This is a genomic window from Pseudarthrobacter defluvii, assembly GCF_030323865.1.
GTDB lineage: Bacteria > Actinomycetota > Actinomycetes > Actinomycetales > Micrococcaceae > Arthrobacter > Arthrobacter sedimenti.
Genome location: NZ_CP066362.1, coordinates 873,270 through 889,039 on the forward strand (window position 1 = coordinate 873,270; position 15,770 = coordinate 889,039).

Annotated in this window: 13 protein-coding genes; 9 read left to right on the forward strand and 4 right to left on the reverse strand. The window is 64.3% G+C overall.

Annotated elements, in window-relative coordinates; genetic code table 11:
* The first annotated feature begins 88 nt into the window (after positions 1-88).
* The 6 genes from JCQ34_RS04125 (at position 89) to JCQ34_RS04150 (ending at position 8,273) form a co-directional block, all read left to right on the forward strand.
* Positions 89-1,822 (forward strand): ABC transporter ATP-binding protein, encoded by a 1,734-nt coding sequence (locus JCQ34_RS04125; RefSeq protein ID WP_286402136.1) that lies wholly within the window; start codon positions 89-91, stop codon positions 1,820-1,822.
* Positions 1,819-3,882, forward strand: a complete 2,064-nt coding sequence (locus JCQ34_RS04130; protein ID WP_286402138.1) for an ABC transporter ATP-binding protein — start codon at positions 1,819-1,821, stop codon at positions 3,880-3,882. The genes JCQ34_RS04125 and JCQ34_RS04130 overlap by 4 nt, the downstream gene beginning before the upstream one ends.
* A 38-nt stretch (positions 3,883-3,920) precedes the next feature.
* Positions 3,921-4,337, forward strand: a complete 417-nt coding sequence (locus JCQ34_RS04135; protein ID WP_286402140.1) for an acyl-CoA thioesterase — start codon at positions 3,921-3,923, stop codon at positions 4,335-4,337.
* 92 nt (positions 4,338-4,429) lie between these two features.
* Complete coding sequence (locus JCQ34_RS04140) at positions 4,430-4,732, forward strand: PLD nuclease N-terminal domain-containing protein (protein WP_434738931.1); 303 nt, start codon at positions 4,430-4,432, stop codon at positions 4,730-4,732.
* 69 nt (positions 4,733-4,801) lie between these two features.
* Positions 4,802-7,033 carry an McrB family protein gene (locus JCQ34_RS04145; RefSeq protein ID WP_286402142.1) on the forward strand — a complete coding sequence of 744 codons (2,232 nt, stop codon included), beginning with the start codon at positions 4,802-4,804 and terminating at the stop codon, positions 7,031-7,033.
* Positions 7,020-8,273, forward strand: coding sequence for a 5-methylcytosine restriction system specificity protein McrC (locus JCQ34_RS04150; protein WP_434738932.1), 1,254 nt, complete (start codon positions 7,020-7,022; stop codon positions 8,271-8,273). The genes JCQ34_RS04145 and JCQ34_RS04150 overlap by 14 nt, the downstream gene beginning before the upstream one ends.
* 30 nt (positions 8,274-8,303) lie before the next feature.
* Here the strand turns inward: JCQ34_RS04150 and JCQ34_RS04155 are convergent, their stop codons facing one another.
* On the reverse strand, positions 8,304-9,959 hold the full coding sequence (locus tag JCQ34_RS04155; RefSeq protein ID WP_286402148.1) for a sensor histidine kinase: 1,656 nt from the start codon (positions 9,957-9,959) through the stop codon (positions 8,304-8,306).
* Positions 9,960-10,053: 94 nt separating this feature from the next.
* Between JCQ34_RS04155 and JCQ34_RS04160 the strand changes: the two genes are divergently transcribed.
* The gene (locus tag JCQ34_RS04160) at positions 10,054-10,818 is read left to right on the forward strand and encodes a response regulator transcription factor (RefSeq protein ID WP_286402151.1); all 765 of its coding nucleotides are present in this window, start codon (positions 10,054-10,056) and stop codon (positions 10,816-10,818) included.
* Here JCQ34_RS04160 and JCQ34_RS04165 read toward each other — a convergent pair.
* Positions 10,791-11,201: an Hpt domain-containing protein gene (locus JCQ34_RS04165; RefSeq protein WP_286402153.1), complete on the reverse strand. Its 411-nt coding sequence runs from the start codon at positions 11,199-11,201 to the stop codon at positions 10,791-10,793. The two genes, JCQ34_RS04160 and JCQ34_RS04165, sit on opposite strands and share 28 nt — an antisense overlap.
* Positions 11,202-11,429: 228 nt before the next feature.
* Here JCQ34_RS04165 and JCQ34_RS04170 point away from each other — a divergent pair, with 228 nt between their 5' ends.
* Complete coding sequence (locus tag JCQ34_RS04170; protein ID WP_286402155.1) at positions 11,430-12,656, forward strand: glycosyl hydrolase; 1,227 nt, start codon at positions 11,430-11,432, stop codon at positions 12,654-12,656.
* A 128-nt stretch (positions 12,657-12,784) separates the two neighbouring features.
* Here the strand turns inward: JCQ34_RS04170 and JCQ34_RS04175 are convergent, their stop codons facing one another.
* Both JCQ34_RS04175 and JCQ34_RS04180 read right to left on the reverse strand, forming a co-directional pair.
* Positions 12,785-13,228 carry a very short patch repair endonuclease gene (locus JCQ34_RS04175; protein ID WP_286402156.1) on the reverse strand — a complete coding sequence of 148 codons (444 nt, stop codon included), beginning with the start codon at positions 13,226-13,228 and terminating at the stop codon, positions 12,785-12,787.
* Between the two features lie 19 nt (positions 13,229-13,247).
* Positions 13,248-13,682 (reverse strand): pyridoxamine 5'-phosphate oxidase family protein, encoded by a 435-nt coding sequence (locus tag JCQ34_RS04180; RefSeq protein ID WP_142130942.1) that lies wholly within the window; start codon positions 13,680-13,682, stop codon positions 13,248-13,250.
* A 190-nt stretch (positions 13,683-13,872) separates the two neighbouring features.
* Here JCQ34_RS04180 and JCQ34_RS04185 point away from each other — a divergent pair, with 190 nt between their 5' ends.
* Positions 13,873-15,600: a purine-cytosine permease family protein gene (locus tag JCQ34_RS04185; RefSeq protein WP_286402159.1), complete on the forward strand. Its 1,728-nt coding sequence runs from the start codon at positions 13,873-13,875 to the stop codon at positions 15,598-15,600.
* Positions 15,601-15,770 lie beyond the last annotated feature (170 nt).

The window sequence follows — 15,770 nt, forward strand, 5'->3', positions numbered from 1 at the left end:
CGATGCCCTTTTCAGCATGCTCGTCACCGGTGGAAAAGATGCCGACGAGGGGGCCCCAATGTCGGTGCCCATCACTAGAGTTGAGTCCATGCTCCTCACCCTTATACGGCGCTACTCCAAACCGTATTTGCCGTACATCCTGGCTGTCGTCATTTTCCAGCTCGCTGCCACCATCGCTGCGCTGTACCTGCCCAGCCTGAACGCGCAGATCATCGACCAGGGCGTGGCACGCGGCGACACCGATTTCATCTGGCGCACCGGTGCGGTGATGCTCGTGGTGGCCTTCGCGCAGGTGGCCGCGGCTATCGCCGGCGTGTACTTCGGCTCCAGGACTGCCATGGCCGTGGGCCGGGACCTGCGCCATGCGGTGTTCCGCAAGGTCACCAGCTTCTCCGCCAAGGATGTCAACGCGTTCGGCGCGCCCACGCTGATCACCCGGGGCACCAACGATGTCCAGCAGGTGCAGATGCTCCTCCTCATGGGGCTGAACTTCATGGTGGCCACCCCCATCATGTGCATCGGCGGGATCATCATGGCGCTGCGCGAGGACATCAGCCTGTCCTGGCTGGTCTGGGTTTCCGTTCCCCTGCTGGCTGTGGTGGTGGGGTACCTGGTGGTCCGGCTCATGCCGCTGTTCCGGTCCATGCAGCGGAAAATCGACCGCATTAACGCGGTGCTGCGCGAGCAGATCATCGGTATCCGTGTAGTCCGGGCCTTCGTGCGTGAGCCGTTTGAGACCGAACGGTTCGGCGTGGCCAACAAGGAACTGACGGACGTCTCGCTCCGCATCGGCGCACTGTTCGTCCTGATGTTCCCGGCCATCAGCATGATCCTGCACCTGTCCACGGCAGCGGTGCTCTGGTTTGGCGGTCAGCGGGTCGATGACGGCGCCATGCAGGTGGGCTCGCTGACCGCGTTCCTGCAGTACCTGCTGCAGATCCTGATGGCCGTCATGATGGGCACCTTCATGGCCATGATGATCCCGCGCGCCTCCGTCTGCGCAGACCGCATCGGCGAGGTGCTCGGCGTCGAACCCTCCATCCACGACCCCCGGCAGCCGCAGGCTCCGGCCGCGCTCACCGGGGTAGTGGAATACCGTAACGTCACCTTCGCCTACCCGGGCGCCGAGTCACCGGTGCTCAGCAACATCAGCTTCACCGCCCGTCCCGGGCAGACCATCGCCATCATCGGATCCACAGGTGCCGGCAAGACCTCCCTGCTGTCCCTCCTCCCGCGGCTGTATGACCCCGTGGAAGGGCAGGTGCTGCTGGATGGTGTCCCGGTGGACAAGCTGGACCGTGCCGAGATCACCAAGAGGGTTGCCCTGGTGCCACAGCGCCCCTATCTGTTCTCCGGCACCATCGAACACAACCTTCGGTTCGGCAAGACCGAGGCAACAGACCAGGAACTGTGGGATGCCCTCCGGGTGGCCCAGGGTGAGTCCTTTGTCCGCGAGAAGAAGAACGGGCTGGGCGCAAGGATTTCGCAGGGCGGCACCAACGTCTCAGGCGGTCAGCGCCAGCGACTCTGCATTGCGCGTGCGCTCGTGACAAAACCCCGCGTCTACCTCTTTGACGACTCGTTCTCCGCCCTGGACGTGGCCACTGATGCCAGGCTCCGTACGGCACTCAAGGGCATCACCAGGGATGCCACCGTCATCATTGTTGCCCAGCGGATCTCCACCATTACCGAGGCCGACCAGATTTTAGTGCTGGACAACGGACGCATCGTGGATCGTGGCACGCATGAGGAACTCCTGGAAACCTCGCCCACCTACCAGGAAATTGTCGAATCCCAGCTGAGTGTGGAGGAAGTGGCATGAGCCCCCGCAAGAAGGACTCCACCGCCGTTGAAGAGACAGCCCCGGAATCCGCAGTGACTGCCGGCGCCGGACTTGAGGACGACGACTTCCTTGAGGAGGAGTTCACCCCCTCCGAGGCGGACGGGGACATGTTTGGCGGCATGCCCGCCAAAAAAGCCGAGCACTTCTGGCCATCCGCCAAACGGCTCATGGGCCTGCTGAAGCCCGAAGCCCTGGGCATCTATGCCGTGGTGGGCCTGGTGGTGGTCTCCGTGGTCCTCAACGTCATTGCGCCCAAGATCCTTGGCCAGGCCATGGACGTCATCTTCGCCGGCGTGGTGGGAAAGCAGCTGCCCGCGGGAGCCAGCAAGGAGCAGTTCGTAGCCGGGCTTCGCCAGCAGGGCCAGGACAACTTCGCGGACATGGTGGCCCGCATGGAACTGGTGCCCGGTACCGGCATCAACTTCGACAAGCTCACCACCCTCATCGCCATCGTCCTTCTCATGTACTTCGTGGCAAACATCTTCATGTGGCTCCAGGGCTACGTCCTGAACCGCATCGTCATGAAGGTCATCCGCCGCCTGCGTGACGACACCGAGAACAAGCTCAACCGCCTGCCGCTGAACTACTTCGATACCCGGCAGCGCGGCGACGTGCTCTCCCGGGTGACCAACGATGTCGACAACATCCAGCAGGCTCTCCAGCAGGCGTTCGCGCAGCTGGTCAACTCCGTGCTCACCGTGCTGGGCATCGTCATCATGATGTTCATCGTCTCCTGGCAGCTTGCCCTGATCGCCCTGATCGCCCTTCCGCTCTCCGGGGTGGCCGCCGGCCTCATCGGAGCCCGGAGCCAGAAACTGTTCGCCGCCCAGTGGAAGAACACCGGTTCGCTGAACGGCCAGATCGAGGAGTCCTTCTCGGGGCACGACCTGGTCCGCGTCTTCGGCCGTGACGCGGACATGCTGGCACGGTTCGAGGAACGCAACGAGGCACTCTACAGGGCAAGCTTTGGCGCGCAGTTCGTCTCCGGGATCATCTTCCCCGTCATGCAGTTCGTGTCCTACCTCAGCTACGTGGGCATCGCGGTGGTGGGCGGCCTCCGCGTGGCATCGGGCGCCATGTCCCTGGGTGACGCCACAGCGTTCATCCAGTACTCCCGCGAGTTCACGCAGCCCCTGGGCCAGATGGCGGGCATGGCCAACATGCTCCAGTCCGGCGTAGCGTCCTCGGAGCGCGTTTTCGAGTTCCTGGACGCCGACGAACAGGACGCCGAAACCGCCACCGAACACCTTCCGGCCAAGACTGACGGCCACGTGGACTTCCGGAACGTGACCTTCAGCTACACCGCGGACAAGCCGCTGATCGAGAACCTGTCCTTCACGGCAGAGCCTGGCAATACCGTGGCGATCGTCGGGCCCACGGGGGCAGGCAAGACCACCCTGGTGAACCTGGTGATGCGCTTCTACGAGCTCAACTCGGGCTCCATCATGCTGGACGGCGTGGATGTCACCCACCTCAGCCGTTCCGAGCTGCGCTCCAAGGTGGGCATGGTGCTGCAGGACGCGTGGCTCTTCGGCGGGTCCATTTACGACAACATCCGCTACGGCAACCTCAACGCCACCGAAGAACAGGTCATCGCAGCTGCAAAGGCCACCTTCGTGGACCGTTTCGTCCGGGCCCTGCCGGAGGGCTACGACACGGTGATCGACGAGGAAGGCAACAACGTCAGCGCGGGTGAAAAGCAGCTGATCACTATCGCCCGCGCCTTCGTGGCCAACCCCTCGCTGCTGATCCTGGATGAGGCCACCAGCTCCGTGGACACCCGCACGGAACTGCTGGTGCAGAAAGCCATGGCGGCGCTGCGCTCGGACCGGACCAGCTTTGTGATCGCGCACCGGCTCTCCACCATCCGTGATGCCGATACGATCCTGGTCATGGAAAACGGACGAATCGTGGAACAAGGCAACCACCAGGTGCTGCTCGCCGGAGGCGGGGCCTACCACCGCCTCTACATGTCACAGTTCGCAGGTGCGGACGCCGGGGAAACGGCAGTTGATGATTCGACGGCGGTGCGCAGCTGAGCGCGCACGGTGGCCAGCGCATCGAGGTCCAGGTACCGATGCGCTGGGGCGACATGGACGCCTACGGCCACATCAACAACGTCCAGATCGTGCGGATGCTGGAGGAAGCGCGGATCGCAGCCTTCGGGCCACCACGGGGCGCGGGCCTGCCTGGCGTCGAGCCACCGGTGTCGCTGTTCAACGACGTCCCCGAGGGCACGCTTGCTTTGATTGTTGACCACAAGATCCGCTACGTCAGGACCCTGGAGTACCGCAACGTTCCGGCCGTAGTCCAGGTCTGGATCGGCGCCGTCAAGGGAGCCAGCTTTGACATCCACTACGTTGTCCAGGACCCCGTCACCCGGGAGAACTGCGTGCAGGCAAGCAGCCACCTGGCGTTCGTGGATGAAGCCACGGGCCGGGTGCAACGGCTCACCCCGGAGCAAAAAGAGCGGATGGCTCCCTACAGGCACTAAGACTCTGGTCAGGGCTGCACGTAACGCTGGACTGTAGACACCTGACTGCAAACACCCGGCTGGAATCACGACCCACAGCGAAAGGAAGCCTGATGGCAAGGAACAAGAAGGCCCTGAACAAGAAGGCGCACGACATGAGCCGCAAGAACAAGATGCATGGTGGCAGGAAAAAGAAGACCTGGAAGGAGATGTCCCCGGCCGGCAAGGTGGGCACCATCGTCACTGCCATCATGCAGGTGTCCCTGCTGGTTGCCGCCCAGCGCGATATCTCTCGCAGGCCTGCTGAGCTGATCAACGGGCCGAAAGCTGCGTGGCGGGCAGCGTCCTTCGTTAATTTCATTGGGCCCATGGGCTACTTCATCTTCGGAAGGAAGCACTCCGCCACCGGAAAATAGCCGGCCTGGCGGTGCCCGGTTCGGCCACCGTGGAGCGTGCGCCCAGCCAGACCCTGTAAATTTGGGGGCATGACCCCCACTGCCACTGTTGCCATGACCCGCGCCCTCGGCATCTCCAAGGAGATCGAGGATGCGGCGTGGTTCGTCCTGGGGCCCGGTCTGCAGGGCAAGGCGTCACCCCTGGACGGCCGCACCAGGACGTGGTCCGTTCCGGCTGCCGCCGAGCTGCTTGACCGGTTGGAACGGGGCATCGCTGACTCCAAGGCGCCGATGATGACCAACCTCCGCGAGAACCTGGACGGTGCCACGCGCGGGGCCAAGCAGTTGGCCGTGGAGCTGCTCTTCCTGCAGTCCCTTCCGCTGGCACACGAGGTGAAGTCGCTGAAGGTCAAGCGCGCCCGGGTGGCGGAGGCCGCGGGATGGCTGGAGCCGCCGCTGGAACTGCCCGAAGAACTGTATGCCGGCATGACGGACCACGGCGTCATCCGCGACCGCACCGCCGAATTCAACTGGACCATCTGGGACCACCTCAAGTGGTTGTGCCGGTTCGTCCGCAACGTGGCCCAGCGGCCAGCCAGTGTGGTGCAGGCAGCCATCAAGGATCCGCTGCAGTTCCACCGCCTCGCCGCATCGACGCCCGATGACCAGCCCGCCATCCGCCGCAGCATCGAGTTCCTGGCCTGGCCCAGCTACTTCGAGCCGGTGGTGGCGGACGTGGAACGGCAGGAAATCCGGGACGCCTTCGCCTCCCTCGTGGGCGGTGCCAAGGGGGACAGCGAAGAGGACATCACGGCCGATATCCACCGCATCCGGCTGCACCTGGACGAACAGGCGGGCCAGCGGATCGACTGGTACTCCCGCCAGCTGGTCAGCCAGTGGCGCAAAGTGGGCGACCCCGGGCGGCGTGCCTGGCTGCTCCGGACGCACAGCGACCACGCCGACCTCCTCACCACGTGGCACGGCGAGGAAAAGGTGACGCTCGACGTGGAACACCTCCGCCTGCTGGAACCCGGCGTTACCGCCGGCGTGGTGCAGCACGCGGTGGATGAGGACTACAAGCACCTCGGCTACGTGGAGCGCGAGGACACCAAGACCGCGGTGTTCGCCTTCCTCACCGTCATGAAGCCCGGGGACCTGGTGCTCTACCAGCACGCCGGAACGGTGCGGCTGGGCGGCGTGTTGGGGGAGCCCGAGTACAACGACGACAACCGCCGGCTGCGGCGCAAGGTGCGCTGGTTCGACGACGGGCACACCACCACCAGCCTTCCCCGTCACGTCCAGCGGCAGCTGGCCACGCCCGGCATCGTGGTGGATGCCACCCGGGTGGTGCAGGCGCTGCAGGCGCTGTTGCCCGCCGAAGCGGAAAACGAGCCCGACGCCGATGCTGACGGTGCCGCCGTCGTCCTCCCTGCCCAGGAGGGCTTCCGTCCGCTGACGCAGGAATTCGCCGCGTCGCTGCACATGGAGCTGGAACCTCTGCAGGAGATCGCCGACCTGCTGGAGGAGAACCGGCAGCTGGTCCTCTACGGCCCGCCCGGCACCGGCAAGACCTACCTGGCCAAGCACCTCGCGGCCGAACTGGCGGACGACACGACTGACGAGCGCGTGAAGCTGGTCCAGTTCCACCCGTCCTACGCGTACGAGGACTTCTTCGAGGGCTACCGGCCGGACAAGACCGACGACGGGCAGGTGTCCTTCAAACTGGTGGCCGGCCCGCTGCGGCGCCTGGCAGAGGAAGCCGCCAAGCCCGGCAACGAAAAGAAGCCGTACTTCCTGATCATCGATGAGATGAACCGCGCCAACCTCGCCAAGGTGTTCGGCGAGCTGTACTTCCTGCTGGAATACCGGGACGACCGGATCTACCTGCAATACAGTCCCAACGAGCCGTTCACGCTGCCGGACAACCTGTACATCATCGGCACCATGAACACCGCGGACCGGTCGATTGCCATGATGGACGCTGCCATCCGCCGCCGGTTCTCCTTCATCGAACTGCACCCGCAGACCGAACCGGTCAAGGGTTCCCTGGCCCGGTTCCTGCAGGCCAAGCAGCTTGATCCAACGCCGGCGCTGCTGCTGGATGAGCTGAACGGGGCCATCGATGAGTGGGACCGGGACCTGATGATCGGGCCTTCCTACTTCATGAAGCCGGCCGCCCAGACGCCCGCCGGCCTGCGCCGGATCTGGAAGTACGAGCTCATGCCCCTGCTGGAGGAGCACTACCACGGCCAGCTGACCCGGGCCCAGCTGGAGGAACGCTTCGGGCTGGATCAGCTGCTGGGACGCATTGCAGCGCGCTGATCCCCGGCCGCCCGGCACTTCACGAGGCCCCGTGCAGCACCTGGTTCTCGACGAGCTCTCCGGCGGCCTCGTGGAGCGGCTGGATGCACCCAGTGCTTCTGCCCTGAACTCCAGCGGCCTGGCCAAAGCTTCCCCGATGGGCATGGGGCTGTACCGGATCGAGCCCGTGGGCAAGGTGGGCTCCGTTCGGACAGCCACGGTCCAGCTGGATGTCCGGCCCAAGGACCGGCTGGGACTGAGCCGGCTCCTGTTCCTGCTCAGCTACGCGGGGGAGCAGGGCTTCCGGCCGGAGCTGGTGGCGGCCAGCGAGGACCGGGACCTGTGGAGCGCGCTGGCCGAGTCGCTGGCCCAACTGGCCGAACGGGCACTGGGCCGCGGCGTCCTGCAGGGCTACCTCACCGTGGACGAGTCCCTGCGGACCGTCAAGGGGCGGATCCGGATTTCGGACCAGATTTCCCGCCGCCCGGGCATGCTGGTTCCCTTGGAGGTCTCCTACGACGAGTTCACCGAGGACATCGCCGAAAACCGCATCCTGCGCGCCGCATTGGAGCGGATGGGGCAGGTGCCGGGGGTGCGGCCCGAAGTGCTGGGCCGGCTCCGCCAGCTGAAGGGAAAGCTCGACGGCGTCACGCGCCTTCCAGCCGGCGCTCCGGTGCCGCCCTGGAAGCCCACCAGGATGAACCTGCGCTACCAGGCAGTGCTGCGCCTGGCCGACCTGATCCTGCGGAACGCGTCCGCGGAAGCCGGTGAGGGCAGGCAGCAGACGGCCTCGTTCGTGGTGGACATGGCGCAGGTGTTCGAGGACTTCGTGGGAACCGCACTGCGCAGTGCCATGGCGGCCTATCCCGGCGAGCTCAGGCTGCGGTACAACGCCCTCCTCAGCGAGGCCGTGCGGGATTCCGACCGACTGTCCGTCAGGCCGGATGCGGTCCACCTGTTGGGCGGGCGCCCCGTGGTGGCCTACAACGCCAAGTACCGGGCGGCCTCGGACGCGGGTGCGTCCCTGACAGCCGACCATTACCAGATGCTGGCCCACTGCACCGCGCTCGCCGTGCCCACCGCCTGGCTGGTCTACGCAGGCCAGGGCGAAGTGAAACTCCGCCGCATCCTGAACACCGACATCGACATCGTGGAGTTTCCGCTGGACCTCAGCCAGCCTCCGTCGGCCATCCTTGCCTCAGTCGAGGAACTCGCCCGCCAGTCGTGGGGCGAAGTGGTCCGTCAAACCCGGAACGGCTGACGCGCCCGGCCGCCCGCCGTCGTCGTCCTTTCAGACCGGCACGCGGAAGGTGAACGTCGTTCCCTTGCCCAGCGTGCTCTCGACATCGATGGTGCCGCCATGCGCTTCGACAATGGCCTTGCTGATGGGCAGCCCCAGGCCCACGCCGGGAATGGCAGTGCGCCGGACGCTGCTGGTGCGGAAGAACTTGGCGAAAACCTCTGACGCGTCCTCGGGAGTCATGCCCATACCGGTGTCCGTGACGCGGCAGGCCACGTGGCCGTCCTCCCGCGCCAGCGACACCACCACTTTGCCGCCGTCCGGTGAGTACTTGATGGCGTTGGACACCAGGTTGTCCAGGACCTGCGAGATGCGCGCGCTGTCCACGTGCGCCTCCAGCTGCTCCGGGGTTTCTGCCCGCAGCTCGACGCCCGCTGCGGCCGCCCGGGGCATCGCGGATGACACGCTGCTCCGGACAAGGTCGGCGACATCCACGGCGTGCGGCGTGACGACCAGCTGGCCGTTCCGGCTGGACAGCAGGTCCGATACCAAGGTCAGGAGCCGCTCGGAATTGCGGCGGATGATTTCCAGCATTTCGCGCTGCGGCTCGTCCGGTTCGTCGGCGAGCAGGATTTCCACGTAACCGAGGATGGAGGTCAGCGGGGTGCGGAATTCATGGGAGACGCTGGAAACGAAGTCGTCCTTGGCGGTGAGCGCGTTCACCAGGTCCGTGACGTCGCTGAAGACGATCACCGAGCCGGTGAACTTGCCGTCGGAGTCCTTCATGGCGCGCGCCGTGGTCACCAGTGCCCGCTGATCGTTCCCCTCACCGAGCCACACCAGGTAGTCGGTGAAGGTTTCGCCCAGGACGGCGCGCCGCACGGGACGCTCCTGAACGGGGATCAGGGTATTTCGGTCCGCCCCGTAGACCAACAGCTGCGACTCGTTGGGATCCGCAATATTTTTGGGCCGGGCCAGCTCGTGGTTGGCGCGCTGCTTGCGGTTCATCAGGACGTCGTGGCCGTCGGCGTCCACTGCCAGGACGCCCAGATGCACGGTGTCCAGGATGGTGTTGAGCAGCGATTCCTGGCGCTTGCTGGTGCGCAGGTTGGCCCGCAGCTGCTCGTCCTTGTCCTCCAACTGCTGCTGCTGGCGCATCATGCTCAATGTCAGGACGCTGACCGACACTCCAATGCCCAGCATCATGACGGGCAGCAGCAGGGACCGGGCAAAGTCCTGCGGGGTGAAGTTGCCCTTCAGGAACAGCGGAACCCAGATGATCGCCAGCGGTGCCAGGAAGGACAGCCACAGGGCAGTGCGTGGGTAGTACCCGGAGGCGCAAAGCCAGATGACCGGAAACACCGCCAGCAGGCTGATCCCGGTGAGGCTTTCCTGGCCGCCTTCCCTGCCCGCCGAGATGGAGACGAAATCCAGTAAGGGGATGGCCAGGAAGCTGGTGTAGGGCAGCCGTTCCCAGGGAATGACGTAGCACAGCACCATGATGGCCAGCTGAGAAACGAGGAACGCGACGAACAGGGGGTTGCTCATGGTGACCGGGAAGAATGCCCACATCAGCAGGGCCGTCAGGATAGTGGTCACGAACAGCGGCATCTGGCTCATGGCCACGCGGTCGGTCAGCCGGTATTCATGGAAGGGCCGCTTGAAGAAACGCAGCCGTCCGGAGGACCAAGCCGGGGGGTTGCTCATGGCGCGGAGGACGCGGACGTCGGGCTGTGCGAGACCATACCAGCAGGATATCCGCAGCCAGCTATACTTCTGACGTTGGCACTGAGGGGGCTCTATGAGTGAGGCACGTGTGGGTCTGGTCATCGAGGATGACCACGATATTCGGGAACTGGTTCGCACTGTGCTGACCCAGGCTGGGTTTGACGTCACTGTCGCCAGCGGCGGCGCCGAGGGCGTCCTGATGGCCAAGAGCCTGAATCCGGATGTCATTACGCTGGACCTGGGCTTGCCGGATATTGATGGCTTTGAGGTTTCCCGGCAGATCCGCGAATTTTCGGACGCTTACATCGTGATGCTCACGGCGCGGACAGAAGAACTGGACACCCTCATCGGGCTGGAATCCGGCGCGGACGACTACCTCACCAAGCCCTTCCGCCCGCGGGAGCTGAGGGCGCGGGTTGCTGCCATGATGCGCCGGCCGCGGTCCGTCCCCGATCCCGGCGACGTCGCCGTTGATGCTTCCCCGGACAGCGCTGCGCACCCGGAGCGTGGAAACTTCAGCCACAACGGCCTGGAACTCAGCTACGCCTCACGCACCGTCACCGTTGACGGCAAAGAGATGAACCTGACGCGCACGGAGTTCGAGCTGCTGTACGCGCTCCTGGAAGCGGGGCGGACAGTCCGGACCAAGTCCGACCTGGTGCGGCGGCTCCGCGATGAGGATTACGACGTCGGCAGCTACATCAGCGAGGCCGACGAACGGTCCGTGGAGGTCCACATGGGAAACCTGCGCAAGAAACTGGGTGACTCGCCGCAGCAGCCGCGGTGGCTGCAGACAGTCCGCGGCGTGGGCTACCGTTTGGCGCCGGGGCAGCACTGAGCCTGCAGCCGGTGCATGGTTTGCCTGCTGCACTGGGTGATGGGCCGCAGGTAGGTTGCGGCCAGCCTGGGCAACGCCACCGCCATATCAGCTTGGCGCGCCTCGGCACGGATCTCGTTTTCCAGTTCCAGGGCCAGTCCCGCCAGGCGTTCGGCCCCAACCATTTGGCTTGACGTCTTCAGGCTCAGGACCGCGTCCATGGAGCCCTCCAGGTCACCGGTGGTCAGGGCAAGCCGCAGCCGGCCCAGCCGTTGCGGCAGGTAGTCGATGAAATTGCCGACGAAGACCCGGCTGTAGCCTTCTTCCTCCTCGAGTTCATCCCGAAGCCGGTCCAGGACGGACTGGTCCACCAGCGGCCTTGGCGCATCATCCGACGTGCTCATGACACTCCTTTCTGCTGGATTTGGGGACCTCGAAAACCGGGTGTTTGAGCGGGGGATCTTGTTCTGTTTCAGGTTAGGACCGTTCCTGCGACCTCGCAGAAGACTCGGGAAGAATTGTGGTTTTCTTGATGGGACTGCGGTTTCTGGGCAATAAAATCGATGCCAGTGCTTTTTGGCATTGACGTCATCAGCGGCCATAGCCGCCTTTCAACCTGGGGATAGATTGCCGTGTTCCGAACACTCAGGACCTTATTTGTCGCGCTCATAATCGGGGCCGGGCTGGCTTTGTCCATCGTCCAGCCGGCCAGCGCAGCCACAACACCGCAAATCACGCTCAATCCTGGTTCCGGCCCGGCCGGCTCCGCGGTCACGGTCACCGGAACCGGGTTCAAAGCCGCCACCACTGGCACTGTGATTGTGGGTTCCACCACTTTCGCGTTCCAAACCACATCGACCGGCGCTTTCAGCACCGGCATCACCATTCCGGCGGCATCCACCGGAAACCTCACCATCACTGCCAAGACATCGTCCATCAAGGCGTCAGCCACGTTCGTGGTCCAAGCGGCTCCTGCGCCTGCGCCGGCACCAACCATCAGTTCCGCCCCCTTACGCTTCGGGGTGGCAACGCCTGGGGGACCCATGGCCAGTACTGAGCTGGACGAGGTGGCCACCGTGGCAGGGGAGGTCCCGTCCGTGGTGATGAGCTACAAGGACTTCCTGCAGGCCCCGCCGATCAGCGAGTTGGACGCTGTCCGTTCGCGCGGCGCCACACCCCTTGTCACGTGGGAGCCGTGGGCATGGGGAGGCGGCGTGGACCAGCCCGCCTATTCGCCGTCCCGGATTACTGCAGGGGACTTCGACGGGTACATCAGCCAGTGGGGCCAGTCCCTGGCGGCCTGGGGCAAGCCGGTCATGCTGCGCTTCGCCCACGAAATGAACGGCAACTGGTATCCGTGGGCCGAAGGCGTTAACGGCAACCAGTCGGGAGAATACGTGGCAGCCTGGCGGCACGTGCACGACGTTGTTGCCGCCACGGGCGCCAGCAACGTCCAATGGGTCTGGTCGCCGAACGTGCCTTACTGGGGATCGACTGACCTGGCCGGCTTGTACCCCGGCGCAGGCTACGTGGATGTCGTGGCCCTGGACGGCTACAACTGGGGCACCTCGCAAACCTGGAGCAGCTGGGTTTCCCCGGTGGACCTCTTTGCCCCCGGCATCTCCCAGCTCCGCGCCCTGGCGCCCGGCAAGCCGGTCCTGATCGCCGAGACAGCGTCCAGCGAGATGGGTGGTTCCAAAGCATCCTGGAACACGGACCTGGTGTCCTACCTGGCTGCCCAGCCGGACGTGATGGGGTTCGTCTGGTTCCACATGCAGAAGGAAGCAGACTGGCGCATCAACAGCAGCGACTCGTCGGCGTCAGCCTTCAAGTCCGCACTGCTGGCACGGAGAAGCTAGGGGATAGGGGATAGCTGCTCCGAAGCCGTCAGTGGTGGGCTGCCTGATCGCGGCAACCCGTCCATTTTGTCCGTTCAGGATCAAGGACGGTGGCGGAATCAGCTAAAGATTGCCTCAAGATTCATCTGTCAGGCGCCGGCTTCGAGGAAGTGGACCAACTGGGACTCGAGGGCTGAACGATCCTTCAGCTCACACTCCCAAACGGTCAACACTTCCCAGCCGGCGTCTTCCAGTTGGCGGCGCTGGCCGGCGTCGCGCTCGCGGGTCCGGGTGCGCTTCGCAACCCAGAACTCCGCGTTGGCTTTCGGTGCGTGCAAACCCACTCTGCAGTCGTGGAAATGCCAGAAGCAGCCGTTCACAAAGATCACCTTGTGCCGCCCGGCGAAGACGAGATCCGGGTTGCCCGGCAGTTTGGTGCCGCCGGACCTGCCATGCAGGCGGTAGCGGTAGCCCTTGGCGTGCAGGATCCGGCGCACCAGCAGTTCGGGCTTGGTGTTCTTGCCGCGGATCCGGGACATGTTCCAGCTGCGCTGCTCGGGAGTGAGCTTGTCTGCAGTGGGCTTGTCCGCCATTCCTCCAGTCTAGGAGGCCTTAGATCTCCCGTTCCGGTTGTTCGCCGAACACGAAGTGGCGGCCGCTGACTGACTTCGGCTCGATCTCCACGTAAAAGTCCTTCAGGGTGGGAACCCAGGTCTTCAGTCCAAGTTCCTCGATGGCCGCAAGCTCAGCCGAATTGCTGAGGACCCGTGCCGTCCCGCGGAGGATCACGGACCACGCCTCCTGCGACAGGATGCCATCGGTTTCGAACAGCACTTTGGAGTTGATGGTCAGCTGCGCAAGCTTGTTTCCCGGAGCGGTGCGCAGGTAGACCTTCCGGTTCGAGGTCACATAGTTCACAGGGAAGATATCCGGTTCTCCCGCCACCGAGACCACCAGCCGCCCGTGCTGCGTCGCCGCCAGAAGACGCCACGATTGCTCATCATCGAGTTCCAGGACGGGATTGCCGTCCGCGTGTTCAAACATCATGCCGCCATTCTTCTACCTCAAGTAGAAATGCGCCAGAGGCTTTGTACCCGCAATTCTCGGCGCCTTTTGTGACAGCTCCGTCAATGCTTAACAGACCGGAAACAGGCCTGTGACGCCGTTGTCTTTCCAGCTGGATAGCGTCGCACCCAGGGCCATGGCGGCTGAATGCGAAAAGAAAGCGACGCACCCAATGGGCAATGACACAGACAGAACGCAACTGCTGGAACCGGCGGCACCTGCTGATGCCGCCGTCGTCGGACGTTCTCCGGCGATTTCGACGGCGGGCAACAGCGCGGCACTGAACGCCACCAAGGAAAGCCTCGAGGATTACACTCTCCGGTTCGCGCCGCGCTCCTACCGCAAGTGGAGCGCCGGGGTGGTGGCCACCAGCGCGCTGGGCGGCATCGCCTACCTGGCGGACTTCTCGATCGGCGCCAACATCGGGATCTCGTACGGCACGGTCAACGCGCTGCTGGGAATCCTTGTGGCCGCCGTCGTCATCTTCGCGACGGGCTTTCCCTTGGCCTACTACGCTGCCCGCTACAACATCGACCTGGACCTGATCACCCGTGGTTCCGGCTTCGGCTACTACGGCTCGGTGGTCACCAACGTCATCTTTGCCACCTTCACTTTCATCTTCTTCGCGCTGGAAGGCTCCATCATGGCGCAGGGGCTGGAGCTGGGGCTGGGGATCCCGCAATGGCTGGGGTATGCCGCGTCCACCGTCATCATCATCCCGCTGGTGATTTACGGGATGAACACGCTGGCCAAACTGCAGGTCTGGACAACTCCGCTGTGGCTGCTCCTGATGGTGGTACCGGTGGGTTACCTGCTGGTCTCGCACCCGGAGAGCATCGACAGCTTCTTTGCCTATACCGGGGCGACCGGCGATGGCGGGCCCAACCTCGCATCCGTGATGCTCGCCGCCGGCGTGTGCCTGTCCCTGATGGCGCAGATTGCCGAGCAGATCGACTACCTTCGCTTTATGCCGCCGCGCACTGATGCGAACCGTGGCGCTTGGTGGAGGTCCGTGATCCTGGCGGGCCCTGGCTGGGTGATCTTCGGTGCCATCAAGCAGATCGTGGGCTTGTTCATCGCCATCTACCTGATCGCTTCGTTGGACCCCGCCGCCTCTGCCACCGCCAACGAGCCGGTGCACCAGTTCCTGGGCGTGTACCAGGAGATGATGCCGGCCTGGCTGGCCATGACGCTGGCGGTGGTGTTGGTGGTCATTTCGCAGATCAAGATCAACGTCACCAACGCTTACTCCGGCTCGCTGGCCTGGACCAACTCCTTCACGCGCATCACCAAGACATACCCGGGACGCATGGTGTTCGTGGTGGTCAACCTGCTGATCGCGCTGGTCCTGATGGAAGCCAACATGTTCGACTTCCTCAACACTATCCTTGGCTTCTATGCCAACTGCGCCATGGCCTGGGTGGTCACCGTGGCCTCCGATATCGCCATCAACAAGTACGTTTTGAAGATCTCTCCCAAGGTGCCGGAGTTCCGCCGTGGCATGCTGTACGCCGTGAACCCCGTCGGGTTTGTGTCCATGCTGGCGTCTGCGGGTGTCTCCATCGCAGTGTTCTTCGGGGCATTCGGTGCCGCCATCCAGCCCTACTCGCCGATCTTCGCAGTTGGCCTGGCGCTCGTGCTGCCGCCGGTCCTGGCCGTGCTGACCCGCGGGCGGTATTACCTTCGGCGCTTTGACGACGGGATCGACCTGCCGATGTTCGACGCCGACGGGAACCCCAGCGACGTTAAGCTCCTCTGCCACGTGACCGGCTTGGAGTTCGAGCGTCCGGACATGGTGCGTTCGGCACAAGACGCGTCCGACGGCGGCCCGCAGTTTGTTTCTTCGCTCGCCCTGTCTACCGATAAGACAGGGGAGTTGGTGCTGCCCGCCCAGAAGTAACGTCTTTTGATCAAGAAAGCCGGCGCACTTTGGTGCGCCGGCTTTCTTTGTGACTTCGTTTGTCGGATTGCTGGTGGTAGACAGTGCATCGGGGGCCTGGTGCCTGTGGATAACTTCCTCTGTGAAATTGTGACGTGGGCTACCCTTAAGTCACTGTCCGGAGCAAGCCG

What these genes read in the sequence shown, in the direction of transcription:
- JCQ34_RS04185 (WP_286402159.1), top strand. Translation starts at nt 13,873, where the DNA reads ATGGGCAATGACACAGACAGAACGCAACTGCTGGAACCGGCGGCACCT.
- JCQ34_RS04125 (WP_286402136.1), top strand. Translation starts at nt 89, where the DNA reads ATGCTCCTCACCCTTATACGGCGCTACTCCAAACCGTATTTGCCGTAC.
- JCQ34_RS04160 (WP_286402151.1), top strand. Translation starts at nt 10,054, where the DNA reads ATGAGTGAGGCACGTGTGGGTCTGGTCATCGAGGATGACCACGATATT.
- JCQ34_RS04145 (WP_286402142.1), top strand. Translation starts at nt 4,802, where the DNA reads ATGACCCCCACTGCCACTGTTGCCATGACCCGCGCCCTCGGCATCTCC.
- JCQ34_RS04180 (WP_142130942.1), bottom strand. Translation starts at nt 13,682, where the DNA reads ATGATGTTTGAACACGCGGACGGCAATCCCGTCCTGGAACTCGATGAT.
- JCQ34_RS04130 (WP_286402138.1), top strand. Translation starts at nt 1,819, where the DNA reads ATGAGCCCCCGCAAGAAGGACTCCACCGCCGTTGAAGAGACAGCCCCG.
- JCQ34_RS04155 (WP_286402148.1), bottom strand. Translation starts at nt 9,959, where the DNA reads ATGAGCAACCCCCCGGCTTGGTCCTCCGGACGGCTGCGTTTCTTCAAG.
- JCQ34_RS04175 (WP_286402156.1), bottom strand. Translation starts at nt 13,228, where the DNA reads ATGGCGGACAAGCCCACTGCAGACAAGCTCACTCCCGAGCAGCGCAGC.
- JCQ34_RS04135 (WP_286402140.1), top strand. Translation starts at nt 3,921, where the DNA reads ATGCGCTGGGGCGACATGGACGCCTACGGCCACATCAACAACGTCCAG.
- JCQ34_RS04140 (WP_434738931.1), top strand. Translation starts at nt 4,430, where the DNA reads ATGGCAAGGAACAAGAAGGCCCTGAACAAGAAGGCGCACGACATGAGC.
- JCQ34_RS04165 (WP_286402153.1), bottom strand. Translation starts at nt 11,201, where the DNA reads ATGAGCACGTCGGATGATGCGCCAAGGCCGCTGGTGGACCAGTCCGTC.